This is a genomic window from Kitasatospora sp. NPDC043950, from assembly GCF_056435345.1.
This window is the reverse complement of the sequence record NZ_JBWKER010000022.1, coordinates 25,690-46,000: the sequence shown is the minus strand read 5'-3', so window position 1 is coordinate 46,000 and position 20,311 is coordinate 25,690. Positions and strand designations below refer to the sequence as shown.

The window sequence follows — 20,311 nt, the reverse complement described above, 5'->3', positions numbered from 1 at the left end:
TTCCCATGGCGACCACACAGCTCCCGACTCCCGTAGCCCGCACTCCTTTTCCCCTGCCCGCCCTGCTCGCCCTGGCCACCGCCGTCTTCGTCACCGCGCTCACCGAGACCCTGCCCGCCGGCGTGCTGCCCGGGATGGGCGGGGCCCTCGGCGTCAGCGAGTCGGCCGCCGGGCAGACCGTCACCGTCTACGCGCTCGGGACCGCCGCCACCGCGATACCGCTCACCGCAGCCACCGCCGGCTGGGGCCGCAAGCGGCTGCTGCTCACCGCGATGGCCGGCTTCGCCGCCGCCAACACCGTCACCGCGGCCTCCGCGAACTACCCGCTCACCCTGGCCGCCCGCTTCCTCGCGGGCGTCGCGGCCGGCCTCGCCTGGGCGCTGCTGGCCGGGTACGCGCGCCGGTTGGTGCCGGTCGAGCAGCAGGGCCGGGCCATGGCGGTGGCGATGGCGGGCGTGCCGGTGGCGCTGTCGCTGGGAGTGCCGGTCGGCACCTTCCTCGGCCAGGCGCTCGCCTGGTGGGTGCCCTTCCTGGCCATGACGGCACTGGCGCTCGGCGTGATCGGCTGGATCGCGGCCCTGCTGCCGGACCAGCCCGGACGACCCGCCGGTGAGCGCGCCCCGGTGCGGAGCGCGCTCACCGTGCCCGGGGTGGCGCCGGTGCTCACCGTGACGGTGCTCTTCGTGCTCGCCCACACCATCCTGTTCACCTACATCGCGCCCTTCCTCGACCGGACCGGCCTCGGCGACGCGACCGACACCGTGCTGCTGGTCTTCGGCCTGGCCTCGCTGGCGAGCATCTGGTTCACCGGTTCCCACATCCACCGCCGGCTACGGCAGTTGACGATCGGCGGTGCGCTGCTGGTCGCCCTGTCCGCGGGCCTGCTCGGCCTCTGGTCGCACAGCACACCGCTGGTGTACGCCGCCGCCGCGCTCTGGGGCCTGGGCTGGGGCGGCGCCCCGACCCTGTTGCAGACCGCCGTCGGCGACGCGGGCGGCGAGCGGGCGGACGCCGCCCAGGCGGTACTGGTCACTCTGTGGAACGCCGCGATGGCGGGCGGCGGCGTGGTCGGCGGCCTGGTGCTGGGCCGCCTGGGCACCGGCGCCCTGCCCTGGACGGTGCTCGCCCTGATGCTGTCCGTCCTGGCGGTGGTCACCGGCGCCCGCCGCCACGGCTTCCCGACCGGGCGCCGTTAGCGCAGCTGGAGCCCGTTGGCCAGCAGCTCGGCGACCAGCTCGGGCCGGGCCGTCGCGACCGAGCCCGCCGAGTACGGCGGCTGCGGGTCGTACTCGATGACCAGCTGGATCGCCTCCGCGGTCGCGTCCCCGGCCATCAGGCCGGTCAGCGTCAGCGCGAGGTCGATCCCGGCCGAGACCCCGGCCGCGGTCGCGTACTTGCCGTCGACCACGACCCGCTCCGTCCCGGTCGGCTCCGCCCCGAACTTCTTCAGCGCGTCGAGGCAGCACCAGTGCGAGGTGGCCCGGCGCCCCGCCAGCAGTCCGGCGGCGCCCAGCAGCAGGGAGCCCGAGCAGACCGAGGTGGTCCAGGTGGTGGTGGCGTCCACCGCGCGCACCCACTCCAGCACGGCCTGGTCGGCCAGCCGGGCCTCCGTCCCGGGCCCGCCCGGGACGAGCAGCACGTCGGCCGCGGCCACCTCGTCCAGGGCGGCCTCCGCGGTCAGCGACAGGGTCTTCATGTCGGTGCGGACCGGGCCGCGCTTCGCGGCGGTGAACACCACCTCGGCGCCGGGGATGCGGGACAGCACCTCGCAGGGGCCGACGGCGTCCAGGGCGGTGAACCGGTCGTAGAGCAGAACGGCGATGCGCATCAGTGTCCTCCAACAGGATCGGGTCGGAAGCGGCGTCGGTACTCGGCGGGCGGGGCGGCCAGGGACCGGACGAAGGCGCGCCGCATCGCCTCCGGGGTGCCGTAGCCGCAGGAGCGCGCGATCTCCTCGATGCCGTCGGCGGTGTCCTCCAGCAGCCGCCGGGCGGCCTCCAGCCGGACCCCGTCCACGTACCGGCCCGGGGTCACCCCCACCTCGGTGGCGAAGGCCCGGGCGAAGTGCCGCGGTGACAGCGCCGACCTGCGGGCCAGCGCCTCGACCGACAGGTCGGCCTCCGGGTGCTCGGCGATCCACCGCTGCACCTCGCGCAGAGGCTGCCGGGCCGCCACCTGGGCGGCCAGCTGGGTGCTGAACTGGGCCTGGTTGCCCGGCCTGCGCAGGAAGACCACCAGGTGGCGGGCGATCAGCAGGGCGGCGTCGCGTCCCAGGTCCTCCTCGACCAGGGCCAGCGCCAGGTCGATCCCGGCGGTGACCCCGGCCGAGGTGGCGACGTTCCCGTCCCGGACGTGGATCGGGTCCGGGTCCACCTCGACGTCCGGGAACCGCCGGGCCAGCGCCTCGCAGTACGCCCAGTGCGTGGTCGCCCGGCGCCCGGCCAGCAGCCCGGCCTCGGCGAGCAGGAAGGCCCCGGTGCACACCGACACCACCCGCTCGGCCCGGCCGGCCAGCTCCCGGATCCGTGCCACCAGCGCACCGTCCGGGAGGTCGCTGCCCAGCCCGCCGGGGACCAGCAGGGTGTGCACCGGCCCGACCCCGGACAGGTCCGTGTCCGGCAGCAGCCGCAGCCCGCTGTGGCTGCGCACCGGCCCGCCGCCCGGGGAGGCGGTGGTCACCCGGTACGCCCCCGGCTGCCCGGCGGCCGCGCCCGCCCCCGCGAACACCTCCACGGGACCGGTCACGTCGAGGCTCTGCACGCCCTCGTAGAGGACGACGACCACGCTGCGCGCTCTCATGCGACCAGCCTGTCACCGGGCCGCAGTGGCAGCAATGACCCGTTTCCCACCTTTCCTGCCACAGTCGGCGGGGATGCCGGTGGGATTGCCGGCGGGGAGCGCGGAAACGCCGGAAGGCCCCTCGCTCTCGCGAAGGGCCTTCCGGCTGCCTGTGCGCCGCCAGGGACTCGAACCCCGGACCCGCTGATTAAGAGTCAGCTGCTCTAACCAACTGAGCTAGCGGCGCCTGCTGACGCGGAGAACATTACCTGGTCAGCAGCCGAAACACACAATCGGCCCGGGTGGCTGCGCACGCAGCGTCACGGCACCAGGACCACCTTGCCCCGGACGTGCCCGGCGCCGACCAGCCGGTGGGCCTCGGCGGCCCGCTCCAGCGGCAGCGCCTCGGCGATCTCCAGCCGCAGCCCGCCCGCCTCCCACAGCCGCACCAGCTCGGTCAGCCGTGCGGCCGTGCGCGGCCCCCGCAGCCCCCGTACGCCCAGCCGCTCGGCCTCCGGGTAGTCGACCACGGTGCCGATCCGGCTCCGGTCGGCGACCAGCTCGACCGAGGCCGCCAGCGCGCCCCGCCCGGCGGCGTCGAAGGCGGCGTCCACGCCCTGCGGCGCCACCGCCCGGACCCGCTCGACCAGCCCCTCGCCGTACGCGACCGGGATCGCGCCCAGGTCGCGCAGGTAGTCGTGGTTGCGCTCGCTCGCGGTGCCGATCACGGTGGCGCCCCAGGCCCGGGCGAGCTGGACGGCGACGGTGCCGACCCCGCCGGAGGCGCCGTGCACCAGGACGGTGTCGCCGGGGCCCACCGCGAGCAGGGTGAGCGCCAGGTGCGCGGTCTGGCCGGAGGCGGAGAGCGAGCCGGCCTGCTCCCAGGGCATGCCGGCGGGCTTGGCCACCAGCTGGGAGGCGTCCACCGTGACGAGCTCGGCCTGGCTGTCCAGGAAGCGGAAGCCCAGTACCTCGTCGCCGACCTGCCGGCCGGAGCCGTCCGGTCCGAGTCGGTCCACCACTCCGGCGAACTCGTTGCCGAGGACGAACGGCGGCTCGACGACGGCCCCCGGCGGGCGGAAGCCCTCCCGGATCGCGAGGTCGACCGGCTGCACCCCGGCCGCGAGGACCCGCACCCGCACCTCGCCCGGTCCGGGTTCCGGGTCGGGCACCTCGGTGACCCGCAGGACCTCCGGACCGCCGGACCGCGTGACGGTGACCGCCTTCATGTCTGCTCCCGCCCTCTCGAATGTTCGACATTCGACTGCTTGACTGTTCGAACACCCCCGATCCTCGGACCTGAAGTCCGCTTGAGGTCAAGCGATTGTTCGGCGTGTCTTCACTGATGGGCGCATTGTCAGATTTATCCTGGGCGGCGCTCAGCCGTCCGTTGTGGAGAGGAACGTTTCCGTGGGCCAGCTGCCCCTGTTCTTCCTGGTGCTGCTCGCCTCCGTGGTGACCATGCCGCTCGCACGCAAGACCGGAGTGCCGCAACCGGTCCTGATGACCCTGCTCGGCATCGTCATGGCGCTCGTCCCGCAGATCCCGGACGTCACCATCGAGCCCGAGCTGATCCTCCCGCTGGTCCTGCCGCCGCTGATCTTCGCGGTCGCCCGGCGCTCCTCGGTGCGCTACTTCAAGGCCAACGTCCGCTCGATCCTGCTGCTGGCCGTCGCCCTGGTGGTGGTCACCACGGCCGCGGTGGCCGGGGCGGTGCACTGGCTGCTGCCCGCCCTGCCGGTCGCCGCCGCGATCGCGGTCGGCGCGCTGGTCTCCCCGCCCGACCCGGTGGCCGCCGTCGCGGTGGCCGGCAGCGTCGGCCTGCCCCGGCGCCTGGTGTCGATCCTGGAGAGCGAGGGCCTGTTCAACGACGTCACGGCGATCGTCGTCTACTCGCTGGCCATCGAGGCCGTGGTCAGCGGCGACTTCTCGATCGGCCACGCGGTGCTGCGCTTCATCCTGTCCGCGGTGCTCGCCGTGGTCGTCGGCATCGCCCTCGGCTGGGTCAACACCAAGCTCGCCGAGCGCCTGGACGACCCGACCCAGCAGGTCGCGCTCAACCTGCTGGTGCCCTTCGCCGCCTACGCCATCGCCGAGGAGATCCACGGCTCCGGCGTGCTCGCGGTCGTGGTCTGCGCGCTCTACCTCGCCGAGCGGGCCTCCGACGCCGACGCCGTCTCCTTCCGGCTGGTCGGCAACGCCTTCTGGGAGGTCGTCGAGATCCTGATCACCGGCGTCGCCTTCGGCCTGATCGGCCTGGAGCTGGCCACCGTGCTCAAGGAGGCCGGCCGCGGCTGGACCGGCTTCATCGGCGACGCCGCCGTGGTCATCGGCGTGGTCGTGGTGGTCCGACTGCTCTGGCTGCTGCCGGCCGGCTGGCTGTCGAAGAAGCTGCGCAGCGGCGACGACGAGGACACCCCGTTCAGCTGGAAGGAGAGCGTGATCCTCTGGTGGTCCGGCATGCGCGGCGTGGCCACCGTCGCCCTGGCCCTCGCCATCCCGCTCACCCTCCACTCCGGCGAGGAGTTCCCCGAGCGCGGCCGCCTGGTCTTCATCGCCTTCAGCGTGGTGCTGTTCACCCTGCTGGTGCAGGGTCTCACCCTGCCCTGGCTGGCCAAGCGGTTCGAACTGGACATCGACCAGGACAAGCACGAGCAGGCCGTCCGCCAGCTCTGGTGGCGGGCCGCCAAGGCCGGGCTCAGGCGGCTGGGCGAACTGGAGGAGCAGGACCGGCTGCCCGCCGAGGTCGCCGACCGCCTGCGGGACCGTCAGCACGACCGGCTGGCCCGGCTCTGCCCGGAGAACTACGCCGAGGAGGAGGCCGCCGAGGCCAAGCTGCGGCTCAGCCAGTGGCGGGCCGCCCGGGAGGTCGAGCAGGAGATGATCGCCGCCTCCCGGCGCGAGATGCTCGCCGCCCGCAGCGAACTCGGCGCCGACCCGGAGCTGGTCGACCAGGTGTTGCGGGGGCTGGACCTGCGCTCGGAACGCAAGTGACGGCCTGTCCGGCCCCGCCGGGCGGAATGTGCGCGACCGGCTCCGCGGTTGCATAGGCTGAGCCCGGGCAGGCCGTCAACGGAGTCGGCGCACCACCAGTACCCGCACGACCTCGCGAGACCCTCACCGCCTGGCCCTGCCGGTTTCCGCACCCAGATGAATCGAGGAACCACCGATGTCGGAGACCCGTGCCGACGCCCGCACCCCGCTCGACCGCACCCCGCAGTGGGCCGCCCTCGGCAAGCACCGGGCCGCGCTGGGCGAGACGCACCTGCGCGAGCTGTTCGCCGCCGACCCGGAGCGCGGCCGCCGCTACACCCTCCAGGTCGGCGACCTGCACGTGGACTACGCCAAGCACCTGGTCACCGACGAGACGCTGGAGCTGCTGCGCGAACTCGCCGCGGCCACCGGCGTCGCCGAGCTGCGGGACGCGATGTTCCGCGGCGAGAAGATCAACAACACCGAGCACCGCGCCGTCCTGCACACCGCGCTGCGCGCCCCGCGCGGTGCCGTGATCGAGGTCGACGGCGAGAACGTGGTGCCCGCCGTGCACGCCGTCCTCGACAAGATGGCCGGCTTCGCCGAGCGGGTCCGCGGCGGCGAGTGGCGCGGCCACACCGGCAAGCCGATCCGCACCGTCGTCAACATCGGCATCGGCGGCTCCGACCTCGGCCCCGCGATGGCCTACGAGGTGCTCCGCTCGTTCGCCAAGCGCGACCTCGACGTCCGCTTCGTCTCCAACGTGGACGGCGCCGACCTGCACGAGGCGGTCCGCGACCTCGACCCGGCCGAGACGCTGTTCATCGTCGCCTCGAAGACCTTCACCACCATCGAGACCATCACCAACGCGGTCTCGGCCCGCGACTGGCTGCTCACCGGGCTGGGCGCCGGCACCGAGGCGGTGGCCAAGCACTTCGTCGCGCTGTCCACCAACGCCGAGGGCGTGCGGGACTTCGGCATCGACACCGACAACATGTTCGAGTTCTGGGACTGGGTCGGCGGTCGCTACTCCTACGACTCGGCGATCGGCCTCTCGCTGATGATCGCCATCGGCCCCGACGCCTTCCGCGAGATGCTGGACGGCTTCCACCTGGTCGACGAGCACTTCCGCACCGCGCCGCCGGAGCAGAACGTCCCGCTGCTGCTCGGCCTGCTCGGCGTCTGGTACGGCGCGTTCTTCGACGCCCAGGCGCACGCCGTGCTGCCCTACTCGCACTACCTGTCGAAGTTCACCGCCTACCTCCAGCAGCTGGACATGGAGTCCAACGGCAAGTCGGTGACCCGCGACGGTTCGCCGGTGACCTGGCAGACCGGCCCGGTGGTCTGGGGCACCCCCGGCACCAACGGCCAGCACGCCTACTACCAGCTGCTGCACCAGGGCACCAAGCTGATCCCGGCCGACTTCATCGGCTTCGCCAAGCCGGTCGCCGACCTGCTCCCGGGCCTGGTCGCCCAGCACGACCTGCTGCTGGCCAACTTCTTCGCCCAGACCCAGGCGCTGGCCTTCGGCAAGACCCCGGAGGAGGTGGCGGCCGAGGGCGTGCCCGCCGAACTCGTTCCGCACAAGACCTTCCAGGGCAACCACCCGACCAGCACCATCCTGGCCGCCGAGCTGACCCCCTCGGTGCTCGGCCAGCTGGTCGCGCTCTACGAGCACAAGGTCTTCGTCCAGGGCGCGATCTGGAACATCGACTCCTTCGACCAGTGGGGCGTCGAGCTGGGCAAGGTGCTCGCCAAGCGGATCGAGCCGGTGCTGCTGACCGGCGAGGGCGCCGAGCAGCTGGACAGCTCCACCGCCGAGCTGGTCGCCCGCTACCGCGCGCTGCGCGGCCGCTGAGCCCCGGTCGGGCCGTCCGCTCCGGCGGGCGGCCCGGTCCTGTTCCCTTGTTCCCTGATTCGCTGATTCGAGCGGGAAACGCCGAGAGGCCCCTTGCTTTCGCAAGGGGCCTCTCGGCTGTCTGTGCGCCGCCAGGGACTCGAACCCCGGACCCGCTGATTAAGAGTCAGCTGCTCTAACCAACTGAGCTAGCGGCGCCTGCTGACAGAGAAGACTTTAGCAGCGCCCGGGGTCCGCGCCAAAATCGAATACCGGCCGTCCTCCGTTCACCCCCCGGTCACGGCCGCCGCGCCGGCGGGCACGGCCGCAGCCGGCTCCCGGGCCGCCCGCACGCACGCCCACAGCACCACCGAGGCGCCCGGCAGCCACGGCTCCCGGTCCTCCGGGGCGACGATCCACCGGCCGGAGCCCAGCCCGGGGGAGTCCGGGCCGTTCACCATCCGCTGCACCGGCGGCACGGTCACCGCGTCGCCCTTGCCGTGGCACAGCAGGGGCGGCACGTCCCGGGCCCACTCCTCCCAGGCCAGCAGCCTGCGCAGCCGGGGCCCCGCGCCGGGCTGGACGAACAGCAGCGTCCGCCCCCGGTAGGAGGCGACCGGCCCGCAGCCCGGCCCGGAGGCCCACAGCTCGTCCAGCACCCGGCGGCCGAACAGTGACGGCATGCTGATCACGTCGAAGGCGCGCCCGCAGGGCAGCACCGAGGGTGCCCACGGCCGGGCCTCCCAGAGGGCGCGCATGCTGCGCGGGTACTCGCTGGCGGAGGCGAGCCAGGCCTCGCCGGCCACGGTGACGTACTCCACCGACTGATACGTCCAGATGTCCACGGACAGCAGCCTGTGCCGTCCGCGGGCCGGACGGGAGGGAAAGCACGGTTTGCCGTACAGGACGACGGGGAACGGCGTACCCTTCCCCGCTCGCGCATATGCCAGCGGCTGATGCCGGAGCACCGGGGCCCGGCGCTCCGGCGCCTCGTGCCCGGCTGCGCTCAGTCCTCGTGGCGGCGGGGCTGGAGCAGCCCGCGGCCGTACTCGATCATCTTGGCCGCGTAGTCGGGGGTCCAGTCCGCCCGCTGCGCGATCTCGGCGTCGGACAGCGCGTCGAAGCGGCGCGGGTCCGCCAGCTGTGCGGCGGCGACCGCCTGGAAGTCGGTGGCCCGCTCGGCGGCCGTCCGGAAGGCCAGGGCCAGCTCGGTGGAGCGGCGCAGCAGGTCCGCGGGGTCGTCGATCGACTCCAGATCGAAGAATCGTTCCGGCTCCGGTTCGGCGGACTGCGGCTCGAACAGCAGCTGCACCGGACGCAGACGCCGCGCGGGGTCGGCCTGACCGCCGTGGTCGGACGCCTTCGTGTGGGAGTCGGGCATGAACGGACACCTCCGGGTCTCGGTGGGGGTGGGCGGCGGCTGCTCCGGGCCGCGCCGCACGGCCGTGGCCGCCGTCCATTGTCGCGCGGCGGCGGCCGGTAACGGAACGGTGCGCGTGCGGGCGCTATTCCCCCGCACGCGCCGGGGTCGCGCTACTCCTTCGGGTGGTCGGGCGCGTGCGGTGGCGTCGGGGCGTCGGGGCCGTCGTTGTCCCGGGTGTTCCAGCGATCCACCACCCCAGGGAGAACCCATGCCCCTACGCAAGGGCCTCGCGGCCGGACTCCTGCTGATCGCCCCGGCCCTCGGACTGGCCGTGGCACCTGCGGCCGGGGCCGCCGAGACGACCGTCGTGGTGACCGGGCCGTGGAGCGGCCCGGGCGGCTGGTCGATGGCGACCTGCCCCCAGGGCTCCCACCTCACCGGGGGCGGCTACGCCTTCCGGCCCGCCGCCTCCGGCGACGCCGTCCTGGTCAACGCGCCGAACCCCGACGACCCGAGCACCTGGGCGGTGCGGGCCGAGCACGGGACCGTCCGGGCCTACGCCGCCTGCGAGACCGAGACCGAGACCGAGACCGAGACCGAGACCTGACCCGCCCGGCCGGTCAGCCCAGCCGCACCCGGTGGCCGCTCAGGTGGTGCAGCACCTGGTGGTTGGCCTCCCAGCCGTCCGGGAAAGCGACCGGGACGCCCAGCTGGACCGGCTCGGTGGACGGGTGCTCGTCCAGCAGTTCGCCGATCCCGGCCCGGGCGACCACGATGCAGGCGTGCCGGTGCCGGGAGGCGAGCACGCACAGCCGGCCGGTCTCCAGGTGGAAGGCCGTCGCGTCGGGCCGCCCGGACAACGGGTGCAGCACCACCGTGACGTCGTACTCGCGGCCCTGCAACCGGTTGGCGGTGTCCACCGTGACGGCCGGGCCGGCCGCCTGGTCCACCGGGACGCCCACCCTGAGCAGGGCCGCGCGGACGGCCGCGGCCTGGTCCCGGTGGGCGGTGCCGACCGCGATCCGGTCGGCGGTGAGAGGTGCCTCGCCCTGTTCGGAGCGGGCGGTCAGCCCGCGCTCCAGCAACCGCCGGACGGTGGCCGCGACGGCCGCCACCGCCTGCGGATCGGTCCGCACGGTGTGCCGGGCGGGCAGCTCCAGCAGCGCCCAGCCGTGCTCGGCGGCCCGGTCGATCGCGGCGTCCAGCGCGCCGCCGTCCGGCCGGACGGCGGCGCTCAGCCGGCGGTCGTCCGGGCCGGTGCCGGAGCGGAACGGCGTGTACGGGTAGAACGCCCGCGAGATCAGCGGCGCCGCGCTGGCCGGCAGCCGCCAGGAGACCGGCAGCCGGTGCGGCTCGATCTGCGGGTTGTGCGCCAGCATGGTGACCACGGCGCTGCTCGACGGGTCGTACGACAGGCCCGCCCACTGCTCGGTGCCGACCACGGTGAACGGGTCCAGCTGGCCCGGGTCGCCGACGAACAGTGCCCGCTCGAACAGCCGGGCCACCGCGAGCAGGGCGTCCGAACGCATCTGGTACGCCTCGTCGACGATCGCGTGCCGCCACGGCGCCTCGGCCCGCACCCACTGCCACTTCGCCGAGGTGGAGACCACCACGTCGTGTTCGACCAGCTCGGCGACCTTGTCGGAGGGCGTGACGTTGGCGTGCTTCAGCACCTCCGGGCCGGGCCGGGCGTCGGCGGCGTGCAACCGACCGATCGTCAGGTCCGGTGCCTTCTCGGCGAGTCGGCCGACCAGGTCGTCCACCTGGCCGTTGGTCTGGGCGACGATCATCAGCCGCTCGCCGGCCTCGACCAGCTCCCGGGCCGCCCGCACCACCAGCGTCGACTTCCCGGCGCCGGGCGGGGAATCGACCACCACGCCGCGCGGGGCGCCGGCCGCCGGGTGGACGGTCGCGGCCAGGATCCGGGCCACGGCGGCGTCGGCGGCAGCGCCCGGGGCCTGCTCGGCGCTCAACTCGGCCATCATTCCCACTCCTCGGAGACGGACGGGGCGGGCGCGGGTGCGGGCGCGGCGCCGGGCGGGCCGCCGTGCGTCCACGGGGTGTCGTCCGGCTCGGGCAGCGGCGCGGACTGGCGGACCGTCAGCTCGAACAGGGTGAAGGTGACCGGATCGCCGGGCTCGGGCAGGCTGCCCGGCTCGGGCTCCTTCCTGCGCCCCATGCCGGACAGCAGGCGCAGGGTGATGGTGCCCCCGGCCGGGTCGACCGCCGCGATCTCCGCCTTCTGCGGGGACCGGCCGCCGCCGGCCTCCGGCTGGGGGGACCCCCACACCCGGTGCGCCTCCCGTCCGAGGTCCGCGTGCGGGCGGTCGGCGGTGCGCAGGGTGATCAGCGGGCGCGGCTTGGGGGAGCGGCCGGTGGTGTCGTAGTCCGGCACCACCTCGGTCACCACGCCGCTGAACGCCTCGCCGGACAGCCGGTGTTCGGCCATCGCCAGCGGATCGTCCAGCGCCTCCTGGACGTCCAGCCGGGTCTGCTCGCGCTCGCGCTGGGCGAGCTTGCGGGCGGCCGTGACGGCGTCGTCCTGCCGCGGCTGCGGCGGCTCGCCGGCCGCCAGCCGGTCCCGGTGGCCGGTGTAGGACCAGCGGTCGCCGGTCCAGCGTTCCGCCAGGTGCCCGGCGGGCGGCAGCCCGCGCAACAGGTCCAGGCCGCGCCAGACGTCCCGCCAGGTGGGCAGCAGCACGGTCGCCAGCACCTCGCGCAACTGCTCGACCGCGGCCCGGACGGCCGCCCGGGCACGCTCGGCGGCGGCCTCGTCGCGCTGCTCGGTGCTGTGCTGAAGGGCGGCCGTGGCGGTGTCGTAGCGGGCGATCGCCGGGGCGAGCACGAACTCGTCGAAGCGCGGATCGGTGGCCGGGCCGGCCGGCGGGTGCAGCAGCTGCCCCCGGTCGTCCCGGGCGGACTCGGCGCGCTCGGCCGCCTCGGCACCGGTCAGGCCGTCCGGCGGGGCGTGCCAGGCCAGGTGGGCGGCCAGGTGCTGGTCCTCCAGGTGGCTCTGGCCGGTGGCCCAGTGCCGGGCCAGCAGGCCGGTCATCGGCAGCAGCAGGCTGGTACCGGGCACCTGGGCGCGGTCGGTGAGGTGGGTCAGCCAGCGGCCGAGCAGCGGCACCCGCACCGGCGCGGGGTACGGCCCCGGTTCGTCGTCCTCGACCGTGCGGCGGAACCGGGTGGAGCGGCCGAGCAGGGCCAGGTGCCGCACGCCCGCGCCGTTCGGCACGATCAGCTGCGGCGCGTCGGCGCACAGCTCGCGGAACACCTGGGTCTTCTCGCCGGTCTCCGGGTCCTTCTCGGAGCCCTCGATCTGCTCCACGTCCTCGGCGAAGGACTCCAGGTAGGGCAGCAGGTCGGCGGCCAGCTCGGCCAGGAAGTCGAACCGCAGGGTGCGGTTGAGCGGCTGCGGTACCAGGTGCAGCCGGGGTGCGTCCCGGTCGGTGCCCAGCAGCACCGCCAGCGGCGCGCCGGCCTCACCGGCGGCCGTCAGCGGCACGACCACCATCGGGCGGTCGGACAGGTGCCGGTGCCGGACGGTGGCCAGCGGCTCGGCCCGCCCGCTGCGGACGGCCTCCAGCCGGGCGAGGGTGGTCAGCAGGCTCATGCGCCCGCCCCCGCCTCGGGCCCGCCGCGTTCGCGTACGGCCGTGCTGCGCCCGCTCATGCGTGGCCCGCCGTCGGGGCCTTGCCCAGTGCCTCGGCGCGCAGCGCGGCCGCGTAGGCCAGCCGGTCGGCCGCCTCGTCCACGTCGGTGTCGGCGTTCTCGTCCAGGTCGGCGTTCTCGTCCACGGCGGCGGTGCCGGCTTCGGCGGCGGCCAGGGCCCGCGTCACCGTCCGGATGCTGCCCAGTTCGCCGCGCACGCCCCGGCCGAGCTGCTCGACCCGGTCGCCGCAGCGGGCCTGGGCGCGGCAGTGGAAGCCGAGCTCGCAGGTGGAGAGGCAGTCCGGGCCGTACGCGGCGGGCACCGCCTCGACCGAGGCGGTCAGCTCCTCGGCGGAGCGGGCCGGCACGCCCTCCTCGTCGGCCGCCAGGTCGAAGTCGGCGCCCGCCGGCAGCTCCGCCAGCAGCCGGTCGATGCCGGTCATCCGGCTCAGCTGACGGCGGGTGGTGGCCAGCTCGCGGCGGACGTCGACGGCGACGGCCGTCGGCCGGTTGCCGAAGTCCTTCGGGCAGACCAGCAGCACGCTCGACCGGGGGCTGCCGGGCAGCCGCTGCTCGGTGTACGGGTCGGCGTCGAGCGGGTGGCCGGCCAGCGCGGCGGCGGTCCGCTGGAGCGCCAGCACGTACACGGCGGCCTGGCGGGCGGCGGCGCCGACCTTGGCCGGGTCCGCGCCGCCGTCCAGCACCGGGAAGGACTTGATCTCGACCACCGTGCACCGGCCGCCGTGCACCACGACCGCGTCCGGCTCCAGGTAGGCGGTGCCGCCGGCCACGTCCAGGCGCAGCATCGGGTGGTCCAGCAGCGTCCAGGCGTCCGGGTCGGCGGCGGCCCGGGCCAGCGCCTCGACCGTCCGGTCGGCCCGGACGGCGGGCCCGGAACGGTGCAGCAGATCCGGCACCTGCAAGGGGGTGCCGCCGTCCGCCGGGACGCCGAGGTGGCCGCGCAGCGGCTCCAGCAGCGCGGCGTAGTCGTCCGCCTTCAGCCGGGACTCGAAGATCACGCCGCGGGCGATCGCGAACGGGGACTGCCCGAAGGGCGCGGGGCGGCCGAGCCGGGCGGCCAGCGTCGACTTGTCCACCCCCGCCGCGTCGAGCACGGCGCGGCGGTGGCAGCCCGGATTGGCGGCGAGCGCGGCGAGGGAACGGGCGTTCAGGCTGCGCTGCGGCGCGGGACCGCGCAGTTCGGCGAGCCGCTGGGCGAGCGGCTCAGCGTGCCCGGTGGACGGGACGTTCGTCGAGACGTTCATGGTGCGGCCCAGTGTCGCACCCGGGTCCGACAATGCGGTGCGGACCGGCCTGTTCCGGCCTGAACCGCGCGTGCGTGCCAGGTGGGGACACCCCGGGACCCGGCCGGCCCGGGCCCGAGGCCGTTTCGGTCCGCCGCCCCCTCCAGGCCGTTTCGGCCCGCCGTCGCCTTCCGGGCCGTTTCGGCCCGGCCCGCGATCGTGCCCGCCGTCCGGGTGAGGGATCATGGAACCCGGTGCTCAAGGGTGAGACCGACCGTTGCCACCGCCCCGCTGCGAGGAGCCTGCCATGCCCGCCCGAATCGTGCTGGTCCGCCACGGCGAGACCGAATGGTCGGCCACCGGCCGCCACACCGGCCGCACCGACATCCCGCTGACCGAGGAGGGCAGGGCGATGGCCCGGGCGCTCGGCGCCCGCCTCGCCAAGGCCCCCTGGAACGGGCTGCCGGACGCGCTCGTCTACACCAGTCCGCTCGGCCGCGCCGAGGAGACCTGCGCCCTGGCCGGCTTCGGCGACCGGGCGGTGGAGCGCCCGGAGCTCCTGGAGTGGGACTACGGCCAGTACGAGGGCCGCACCGGCGCGGACATCCGCGCCACCGACCACCCCGGCTGGCTGATCTGGCGCGACGGCGTGCCCGGCGGCGAGAAGCTCTCCGAGGTGGCCGCCCGGGTGGACGCCTTCCTCGCCGGCCTCAACGAGGAGCACGGTGTCCCCGAGCCGGACACCACCGTCATGCACTGCGCGGACCGGGACGTCGTCCTGTTCGCGCACGGCCACCTGCTGCGCATCCTGACCGCGCGCTGGCTGGGCCTGCCGCCCGAGTTCGCCCAGCGCTTCAAGCTCGGCACCGCCGCGCTCTGCGTGCTCTCCTGGGAGTACGGCGCGCCGGCCGTGGAGGTCTGGAACGACCTCTCCCACCTGGAGGGCCTGGCCGCCGGCCACTGACGGATCGTCAGGATCCGTCCCTCAGGCGGCTGCCGCCTGGTCGTACCCGGCCAGGAAGTGGCGCACCTCGGTCACGGCGGCGTGCGGGCGCAGCCGTTCGGCGGTGTCCGCCAGCATGCTCCGGATCCGGGCCGAGCGGACCTCGCCGAACAGCGCCACGGCGGCCGAACCGTGGTGCGCCGCACCCGCCAAGTCGCCCCGGCCGAGTCGGTCGTGGGCCAGCTCGGCGGTGTACAGCACCCGGTTGCGGACGAAGTGCGGCTTCTGCAGTGCTATGGCCAGCCCGGCCTGCTCGCTGGCGCGGTCCCAGTCGCCGAGCGCGGACCAGCACTGCGACTGCAGGCCGGCGATCTCCGCCTCGCCGAAGAAGGACATCCACTCCGGATCGTCCTCGGAGCGGCCGCGGCCGAACAGCGTGTACGCCCGGGCGATCGCGCGTTCGCAGGCGGCGCGGTCCTGCAGCAGCGCCCAGCCGCCGGCCTCCCGCATGGCCAGCAGTGCGAGCAGCCGGGCGGAGTCCAGCTGGCGGGCGGCGACCTGCCCGGCCTGGGCGGCGCGCAGCGCCTCGCGGGGGCGGCCGGCGTCCCGGGCGAGGAAGGCGCTGTTGCAGAACACGTGCGCCTCCAGTGCGGCGTCGCCGGCCATGCGGGCGGTGGCGAGCGCCTCGGCGTAGAGCGAGCGGGCGTCTGCCAGCCGGTTCGAGTCGTGCGCCAACCAGCCCACCGAGATGGCGAGTTCGCCGGCTCCGGCCTGGAGCCGGCGTTCGGTCTCCGCGCTGTACTCGCCCTCGTTGAGCAGCAGGTAGGCGGTGCGCAGCGACTGCCCGGCGCGTTCGAACAGGGTGTCGCCGCCGTGCGCGTCGTCGGCCAGCCGGATCTCCCGGACGGCCTCCTCGACGCCGAGCACCTCGGCGGCGCCGACCTTGCGGGGTGGCGGTACCGGCCCGGGGCGGCCGGGCACGAAGGCGCCGGGGCCGGGCTCGAACAGCACCGGTGCGGCGGGGTCGGTGGCGGCACTGCCGGTGGCCGCGGCGGCGGCCACGGTCGGCCGGTCGATGCCGATCACGGTGGCCAGCGCGGTCGGGCCGCCGGCCAGGAACGTACGGCGACGCACGTCGTCGTTCTCCTCGTCGAGATAGGGCGATCCATCAGGCCCCCGGGGCACCGCGACGGCCTTCGGCCACGGGGGCTTGGTCGGAGCGGCTGGGTCCGCGTACGGCGAGGCAGCGTACGGGAGTTGAGTGGAGAGTGGTGAGCGCGGGGCGGGCGGGGGCGGGAACGGTGGGTGGAGCGGGGGGGCTTCGGCCCTCCCGCCGGCACCGTCCGCCGGGCGGCGGCGGACGGCGGTCCGGGGGGAGAAGCCGAGTTCGGTGAGCGTGCGATCCGGCCACATGTGCCGGAAGACCCGCTCGTAGGCGTAGTTGGGGCAGCGGATCTCACCGGATTCGACCCGTCCGACGTAGCGGGCGTCGCAGGAGACGTGCTCCCCGATCTCCCGGGCCGCCCGGCGCACGGCCATGGCGAACTCGCCGGGTGAGCGGTCGCCGCGCAGTGCGCGCATCACGGCGTTGGGTGACGGGCGGTTCGGCTCGGCCGGTGGGGTGGCTGCCATGGTGCGCTCCGTGGTCGTGCGGAGGGTGGTGGTGCGGGGGCGCGGCCGGCGGCGCCGGAGGTGCGCGGGTGTCGGGTGCGGGGGCGAAGTGCGGGTACGGTCCGGGTGTCGGCACGGTGGTGCGCGACGGTGCGGGAACGGCCCGGTGTGGCCGGTGGGGTCGTCGCGACCCGCCACCGACAGTACCGGGCGTGACCGGTCGACCACAGCCGGTTCCTGGGAGATGTGCCCCCAATTCGGTATAAAGCGGGCGCGGTTGCGGGTTATCCGCCATGAAATGCCATGCCTTGCTGTAAGGCGCCCCGTGGCCTGCGCGGTGTCCGCCGCGTTGTCCTGATACGTGGAAGCCCAGGCCGTCGCCCCGGCCTGCCGTCCGTCCCCGCGGCCCCCACCTCCCGGGCGGCGGCGCTTCCGACCCGACGAGGTACAGGAGGGCCCATGATGGCCACCGGACTGCCGCAGTACCGACCGGCCGCCGGCGGCGTGCTCGCCGGCGCCGCCCCCGCCCTGCTCCCCGACCCGGCCGACGACCGGATCCCCGGCCGGGGCCCGGTCGAAGGCGGACGCGCGCCCCGCGGCGGCCGGCACCCCGGCCACCGCCTCGGCCCCGGACCGGACCAGGACACCCTCGTCACCGCCTGCGACACCGTGACGGTCGCCCTGCGGCACGGCCTGGAGGCGGTGGACATCCTGCGGCTCCGCAGGGCCTGCGGAGCCGTCCTGCAGAGCCGCAACGGCAGCACCGTCACCTTCCTCGTCCCCGCCGGCACCAGCGAGACCTGGCACCTGCCCGGCAGTTCCTGTACCGCCGGCGCCCTGCTGCCGACCGCCACCGACCCACGGTGGGTGATGCCCCCCTCCGGCGCCGCCTGCGCCGCCCGTCCCACCGACGCCTGGGTGCTCCGATCCGCCCTCTGCGAGGCCGCCTGCACGCTCACCGCAGGCGGCCTCGGCCCGTTCTAGCGGGCGTGCCGTGCGGATCCCGCCGGGCCCGCGAGCCTGGCCCGCCCCTCCGGCCGGATCCACCTGGCACGCCCCCGGACCTCCCTGACCGGCGAGGCCGCCCCGCCCGGCGGCGATAATGGCGGTCATGGGACGAAGCAGCAGAGCAGCCCGGGGCACGGGCCGCGGCACCGAGCGCGGCACCGAGCGCGACACCGGGCCGGACGTCACCGGCCCCGGCGGCCGCACCCATGCTCAGGGCCCGCTCACCCGCCCGGTCGGCTCCGGCCTCGCCGAACTGCGCCCCGACCGGGACCGCCCCGCCGCCTGGTCGCTGCTGATCGACGGCGCCCCGCAGTCCATGGTCGACCTCGCCGACCCCACCCACCTCGGTTTCGAGTACCAGCGCCGGCTCGGCCACCTGATCGACCTGGTCGCCCCGTCCGGCCGCCCGCTCACCGTGCTGCACCTCGGCGGCGGCGCCCTCACCCTGGCCCGTTACGTCGCGGCCACCCGGCCCCGCTCCCGCCAGCAGGTCGCCGAGATCGACACCGCGCTCACCGAACTCGTCCGCACCGAGCTGCCGTTGGAACGCAGCTGGCAGATCAAGGTGCGCGGCGCCGACGCCCGCAGCGTGCTCGAACGCACCCCCGAGGGCAGCGCCGACCTGGTCATCACCGACGTCTTCTCCGGCGCCCGCACCCCGGCCCACTGCACCACCGTCGAGTTCACCGCCCTCGCCGCCCGCGCCCTCGCCCCCGGCGGCTGGTACGCGGCCAACATCGCCGACGGCTCGGCGCTGCCCTTCGCCCGCTCCCAGATCGCCACCCTCGGTGCGGTCTTCCCCGAACTGTGCCTGGTCGCCGACCCCGCCGTCCTGCGCGGCAAGCGCTTCGGCAACCTCGTCCTCGCCGGCGCGCACGCCCCCCTCCCGATCGCCGACCTCACCCGCCGCGTCGCCTCCGATGCCGCCCTCGGCCGGGTCGAACACGGCCCCGCCCTCACCGCGTTCGCCGCCGGGGCCGTCCCCGCCACGGACGCCACCGCCGCCCCCTCCCCGGCCCCGCCCCCGGGCGTCTTCCGCTGACCTCCCGGCTGACTGCCCGGTTGACCGCCCGGCGGGGCCGCGTCCGGCTCACCGCTCGGCGGGGCGCCCGGCTGACCTCCTGGCTGACCGCCCGGCGGGGTTGCCCACCGCCGCCTGAAATCCTTTGACGGTGGTCCGGGTCGCGGCTGACAGCGGCGGTCGCCGTCCGGCCTGCGGCGGCTCGGCATCCCGACTCCGGTCCGGACGCGGAGCCGTCCCGTCCGGCGAGGAGTGCGACCCGGATCGGCAGCACGCCGCCCGGTTCGCCCCCGGGCGTGCGCGTCCGCGGCCGGCGCTGGAGCCGTCGCCAGGAGCGTGAGCCCGGTCAGTGCCCGCGCGGCAGGCCGCGGTGCTTGCACATGGCCGCGCCGGTCAGCAGCAGCCCGGCGGCGATCGGCGCGAGGACGGCGGTCGCGGTGGCGGAGCCGTCGCCCACGGCCGTCACCGTGGCGGTGTCGGCGAGCACGAGGGTTTCGGGCGGCTGGGCGGGTGCGCCGGGCCCGACCGGCGGGGCGGTGGTGGCGCCCGTCCGGTCACGGCTCGTGGCGGGTCCGGCCGCGCTCCGCCCGTCCGGGGCGGTGGCCTCCTGGACCGGGGGCGCGTCGGCCGCCCCGGACGGGCGGGTGGTGGCGGCCGGTGCGGCGGAGCGGCCTCCGGCGGCGCCGGACCGTGCGGTGGCGGGCAGTTCGGCGGGCCCGCCCTCCCGGGAGGCGCGGGTCTCGGCGGGGCGGCCCTGGGCGGGAACGGTGTCGAGCAGGCCGGAGGCGATCGCGAAGGCGTCGGGGACGGCGGCCCGTTGGCCGGGCAGGGGGAGGCCGCCGGCCCGGATCCGGTCCTGGAAGACGCTGCCGACCGTGCCGGTGGCGCCGTCGATCCCGGCGTCGGGGACGGTGCCGGTCAGTTCCCCGGCGAGCCCGGGGGAGGGGCGGTCGGTCTCCTCGGCCGCCGGGCGCCCGGGGGCGTCGGACCGCTCGGTCGACGGCCCGTCGTGCGCGGGCCGCCCGGCCTGGACGAGCCGGCCGGGCGGCCCGCCGGCCAGGGTGCGGCGGACGGCGGGGCGGGTCTGGTCCGGCAGCGGGTCGGCGGAGGCGCCCTGCGCGCCGAAGCCCCCGAGTTGGGCGAGGAGGGCGCCGCCGGCGGCGAGGACGCGGGGCAGCCACCGGCCGATCGCGCGCCGTGCGCCGACGCCGCGGGGGGCGGGTTCCTGGGGCTTGGTCGCGTGATTGGCTCGCATGTGAGTTGAGAACGAGCGGACGGGTCGTGAGGTCACGCCCGCCGTCACGGACAGTCATCGCACGGGTGGCCCCGGGGCCGGGTTGCCCGGGGCCACCGGCCGTGGCGCGGTCAGGAGTTGGGGCGCAGCGTCCAGGTGACGGTCATCACACCGGTGACGGCGCCGTCGGCGCGGGTGATCTCGACGGTGACCGGGAACTCGGGGCGGCCGCCGGCGTCCAGCTCGGCGACGACCTCGGCGGCGGGGCGACCGAGGACGGCGGTGGCGGTGACCTCGCCCATGGCGAGCTTCTTGTAGGCGATCTCGGCGTTCACCGCGAGCGGCACGGCCCGGGAGAGCTGGTCGCCGAAGGCGGCGAGCACGATGCAGCCGCTGGCGGACTCGGCGAGGGTGAACATCGCGCCGGCGTGCGGTCCGCCGACGTGGTTGTGGTACGCGGGCTGGTCGGGCAGTCGCAGTACGGCGCGGTCCGGGGCGGTCTCCAGGTACTCCAGCTTGAGGGTGTGCGCCATCGGCACGGTGGAGTCGAGCAGCTGGCCGATCGAAGGTGTGGTCATGGCAGGAATGTTACTAGCCGGTAGCTTCTGGCGGCAGGCCTGTGCCGGGAAAACCCGAACCGTGGTGGGC

18 protein-coding genes and 2 tRNA genes are annotated in these 20,311 nt (G+C 75.4%); 7 read left to right on the top strand and 13 right to left on the bottom strand.

Annotated features, from left to right (window positions below; translation table 11 throughout):
• Nucleotides 1-5 precede the first annotated feature (5 nt).
• A complete protein-coding gene (locus tag AC07BF_RS16720; protein WP_478333537.1) occupies nucleotides 6-1,196 on the top strand; it encodes an MFS transporter in 1,191 nt (396 codons plus the stop codon).
• On the opposite strand, the gene AC07BF_RS16715 is transcribed toward AC07BF_RS16720, so the two are convergent.
• From AC07BF_RS16715 to AC07BF_RS16700, 4 genes are all read right to left on the bottom strand, one after another.
• Nucleotides 1,193-1,828: a DJ-1/PfpI family protein gene (locus AC07BF_RS16715; protein WP_363583592.1), complete on the bottom strand. Its 636-nt coding sequence runs from the start codon at nucleotides 1,826-1,828 to the stop codon at nucleotides 1,193-1,195. The genes AC07BF_RS16720 and AC07BF_RS16715 overlap by 4 nt on opposite strands.
• Entirely contained in the window at nucleotides 1,828-2,799 is a 972-nt protein-coding gene (locus AC07BF_RS16710) for a GlxA family transcriptional regulator (RefSeq protein WP_363583590.1), read from the bottom strand. Before AC07BF_RS16710 ends, AC07BF_RS16715 begins: the two co-directional genes overlap by 1 nt.
• Before the next feature lie 152 nt (nucleotides 2,800-2,951).
• Nucleotides 2,952-3,025, bottom strand: a tRNA-Lys gene (locus AC07BF_RS16705).
• Between the two features lie 73 nt (nucleotides 3,026-3,098).
• On the bottom strand, nucleotides 3,099-4,007 hold the full coding sequence (locus tag AC07BF_RS16700) for an NADP-dependent oxidoreductase (protein ID WP_478333536.1): 909 nt from the start codon (nucleotides 4,005-4,007) through the stop codon (nucleotides 3,099-3,101).
• 181 nt (nucleotides 4,008-4,188) lie between these two features.
• Here AC07BF_RS16700 and AC07BF_RS16695 point away from each other — a divergent pair, with 181 nt between their 5' ends.
• Both AC07BF_RS16695 and pgi read left to right on the top strand, forming a co-directional pair.
• Complete coding sequence (locus AC07BF_RS16695; RefSeq protein WP_363583586.1) at nucleotides 4,189-5,772, top strand: Na+/H+ antiporter; 1,584 nt, start codon at nucleotides 4,189-4,191, stop codon at nucleotides 5,770-5,772.
• Between the two features lie 175 nt (nucleotides 5,773-5,947).
• A complete protein-coding gene (gene pgi / locus AC07BF_RS16690) occupies nucleotides 5,948-7,609 on the top strand; it encodes a glucose-6-phosphate isomerase (RefSeq protein ID WP_350882566.1) in 1,662 nt (553 codons plus the stop codon).
• 124 nt (nucleotides 7,610-7,733) lie between these two features.
• Here the strand turns inward: pgi and AC07BF_RS16685 are convergent.
• The 3 genes from AC07BF_RS16685 to AC07BF_RS16675 form a co-directional block, all read right to left on the bottom strand.
• Nucleotides 7,734-7,807 (bottom strand) — tRNA-Lys (locus tag AC07BF_RS16685).
• A 68-nt stretch (nucleotides 7,808-7,875) separates the two neighbouring features.
• The gene (locus AC07BF_RS16680; RefSeq protein ID WP_063349288.1) at nucleotides 7,876-8,433 is read right to left on the bottom strand and encodes a bifunctional DNA primase/polymerase; all 558 of its coding nucleotides are present in this window, start codon (nucleotides 8,431-8,433) and stop codon (nucleotides 7,876-7,878) included.
• A gap of 161 nt (nucleotides 8,434-8,594) precedes the next feature.
• A complete protein-coding gene (locus AC07BF_RS16675; RefSeq protein WP_363583584.1) occupies nucleotides 8,595-8,969 on the bottom strand; it encodes a hypothetical protein in 375 nt (124 codons plus the stop codon).
• Between the two features lie 250 nt (nucleotides 8,970-9,219).
• Between AC07BF_RS16675 and AC07BF_RS16670 the strand changes: the two genes are divergently transcribed.
• Nucleotides 9,220-9,558: a hypothetical protein gene (locus tag AC07BF_RS16670; RefSeq protein WP_478333535.1), complete on the top strand. Its 339-nt coding sequence runs from the start codon at nucleotides 9,220-9,222 to the stop codon at nucleotides 9,556-9,558.
• A gap of 13 nt (nucleotides 9,559-9,571) precedes the next feature.
• Here AC07BF_RS16670 and AC07BF_RS16665 read toward each other — a convergent pair whose 3' ends face one another.
• The 3 genes from AC07BF_RS16665 to AC07BF_RS16655 are packed head-to-tail and all read right to left on the bottom strand — an operon-like array spanning nucleotide 9,572 to nucleotide 13,867.
• Complete coding sequence (locus AC07BF_RS16665) at nucleotides 9,572-10,933, bottom strand: AAA family ATPase (protein WP_400811785.1); 1,362 nt, start codon at nucleotides 10,931-10,933, stop codon at nucleotides 9,572-9,574.
• On the bottom strand, nucleotides 10,933-12,564 hold the full coding sequence (locus AC07BF_RS16660; RefSeq protein ID WP_363583578.1) for a hypothetical protein: 1,632 nt from the start codon (nucleotides 12,562-12,564) through the stop codon (nucleotides 10,933-10,935). The genes AC07BF_RS16665 and AC07BF_RS16660 overlap by 1 nt, the downstream gene beginning before the upstream one ends.
• A gap of 55 nt (nucleotides 12,565-12,619) precedes the next feature.
• A complete protein-coding gene (locus tag AC07BF_RS16655) occupies nucleotides 12,620-13,867 on the bottom strand; it encodes a hypothetical protein (RefSeq protein WP_363583576.1) in 1,248 nt (415 codons plus the stop codon).
• A gap of 286 nt (nucleotides 13,868-14,153) precedes the next feature.
• Between AC07BF_RS16655 and AC07BF_RS16650 the strand changes: the two genes are divergently transcribed.
• Nucleotides 14,154-14,810: a histidine phosphatase family protein gene (locus tag AC07BF_RS16650; RefSeq protein ID WP_363583574.1), complete on the top strand. Its 657-nt coding sequence runs from the start codon at nucleotides 14,154-14,156 to the stop codon at nucleotides 14,808-14,810.
• A 21-nt stretch (nucleotides 14,811-14,831) separates the two neighbouring features.
• On the opposite strand, the gene AC07BF_RS16645 is transcribed toward AC07BF_RS16650, so the two are convergent.
• Nucleotides 14,832-16,421 (bottom strand): NsdA family TPR-like regulatory protein, encoded by a 1,590-nt coding sequence (locus tag AC07BF_RS16645; protein ID WP_363583572.1) that lies wholly within the window; start codon nucleotides 16,419-16,421, stop codon nucleotides 14,832-14,834.
• A gap of 438 nt (nucleotides 16,422-16,859) precedes the next feature.
• On the opposite strand from AC07BF_RS16645, the gene AC07BF_RS16640 reads away from it, so the two are divergent.
• Together AC07BF_RS16640 and AC07BF_RS16635 are read left to right on the top strand one after the other, a co-directional pair.
• Complete coding sequence (locus tag AC07BF_RS16640) at nucleotides 16,860-17,384, top strand: hypothetical protein (RefSeq protein WP_363583570.1); 525 nt, start codon at nucleotides 16,860-16,862, stop codon at nucleotides 17,382-17,384.
• A 118-nt stretch (nucleotides 17,385-17,502) separates the two neighbouring features.
• Nucleotides 17,503-18,450 (top strand): spermidine synthase, encoded by a 948-nt coding sequence (locus tag AC07BF_RS16635; RefSeq protein WP_363583568.1) that lies wholly within the window; start codon nucleotides 17,503-17,505, stop codon nucleotides 18,448-18,450.
• Between the two features lie 325 nt (nucleotides 18,451-18,775).
• Here AC07BF_RS16635 and AC07BF_RS16630 read toward each other — a convergent pair whose 3' ends face one another.
• Both AC07BF_RS16630 and AC07BF_RS16625 read right to left on the bottom strand, forming a co-directional pair.
• Nucleotides 18,776-19,684 (bottom strand): hypothetical protein, encoded by a 909-nt coding sequence (locus AC07BF_RS16630; protein ID WP_363583566.1) that lies wholly within the window; start codon nucleotides 19,682-19,684, stop codon nucleotides 18,776-18,778.
• Nucleotides 19,685-19,794: 110 nt separating this feature from the next.
• The gene (locus AC07BF_RS16625; RefSeq protein ID WP_363583564.1) at nucleotides 19,795-20,241 is read right to left on the bottom strand and encodes a DUF4442 domain-containing protein; all 447 of its coding nucleotides are present in this window, start codon (nucleotides 20,239-20,241) and stop codon (nucleotides 19,795-19,797) included.
• Nucleotides 20,242-20,311 lie beyond the last annotated feature (70 nt).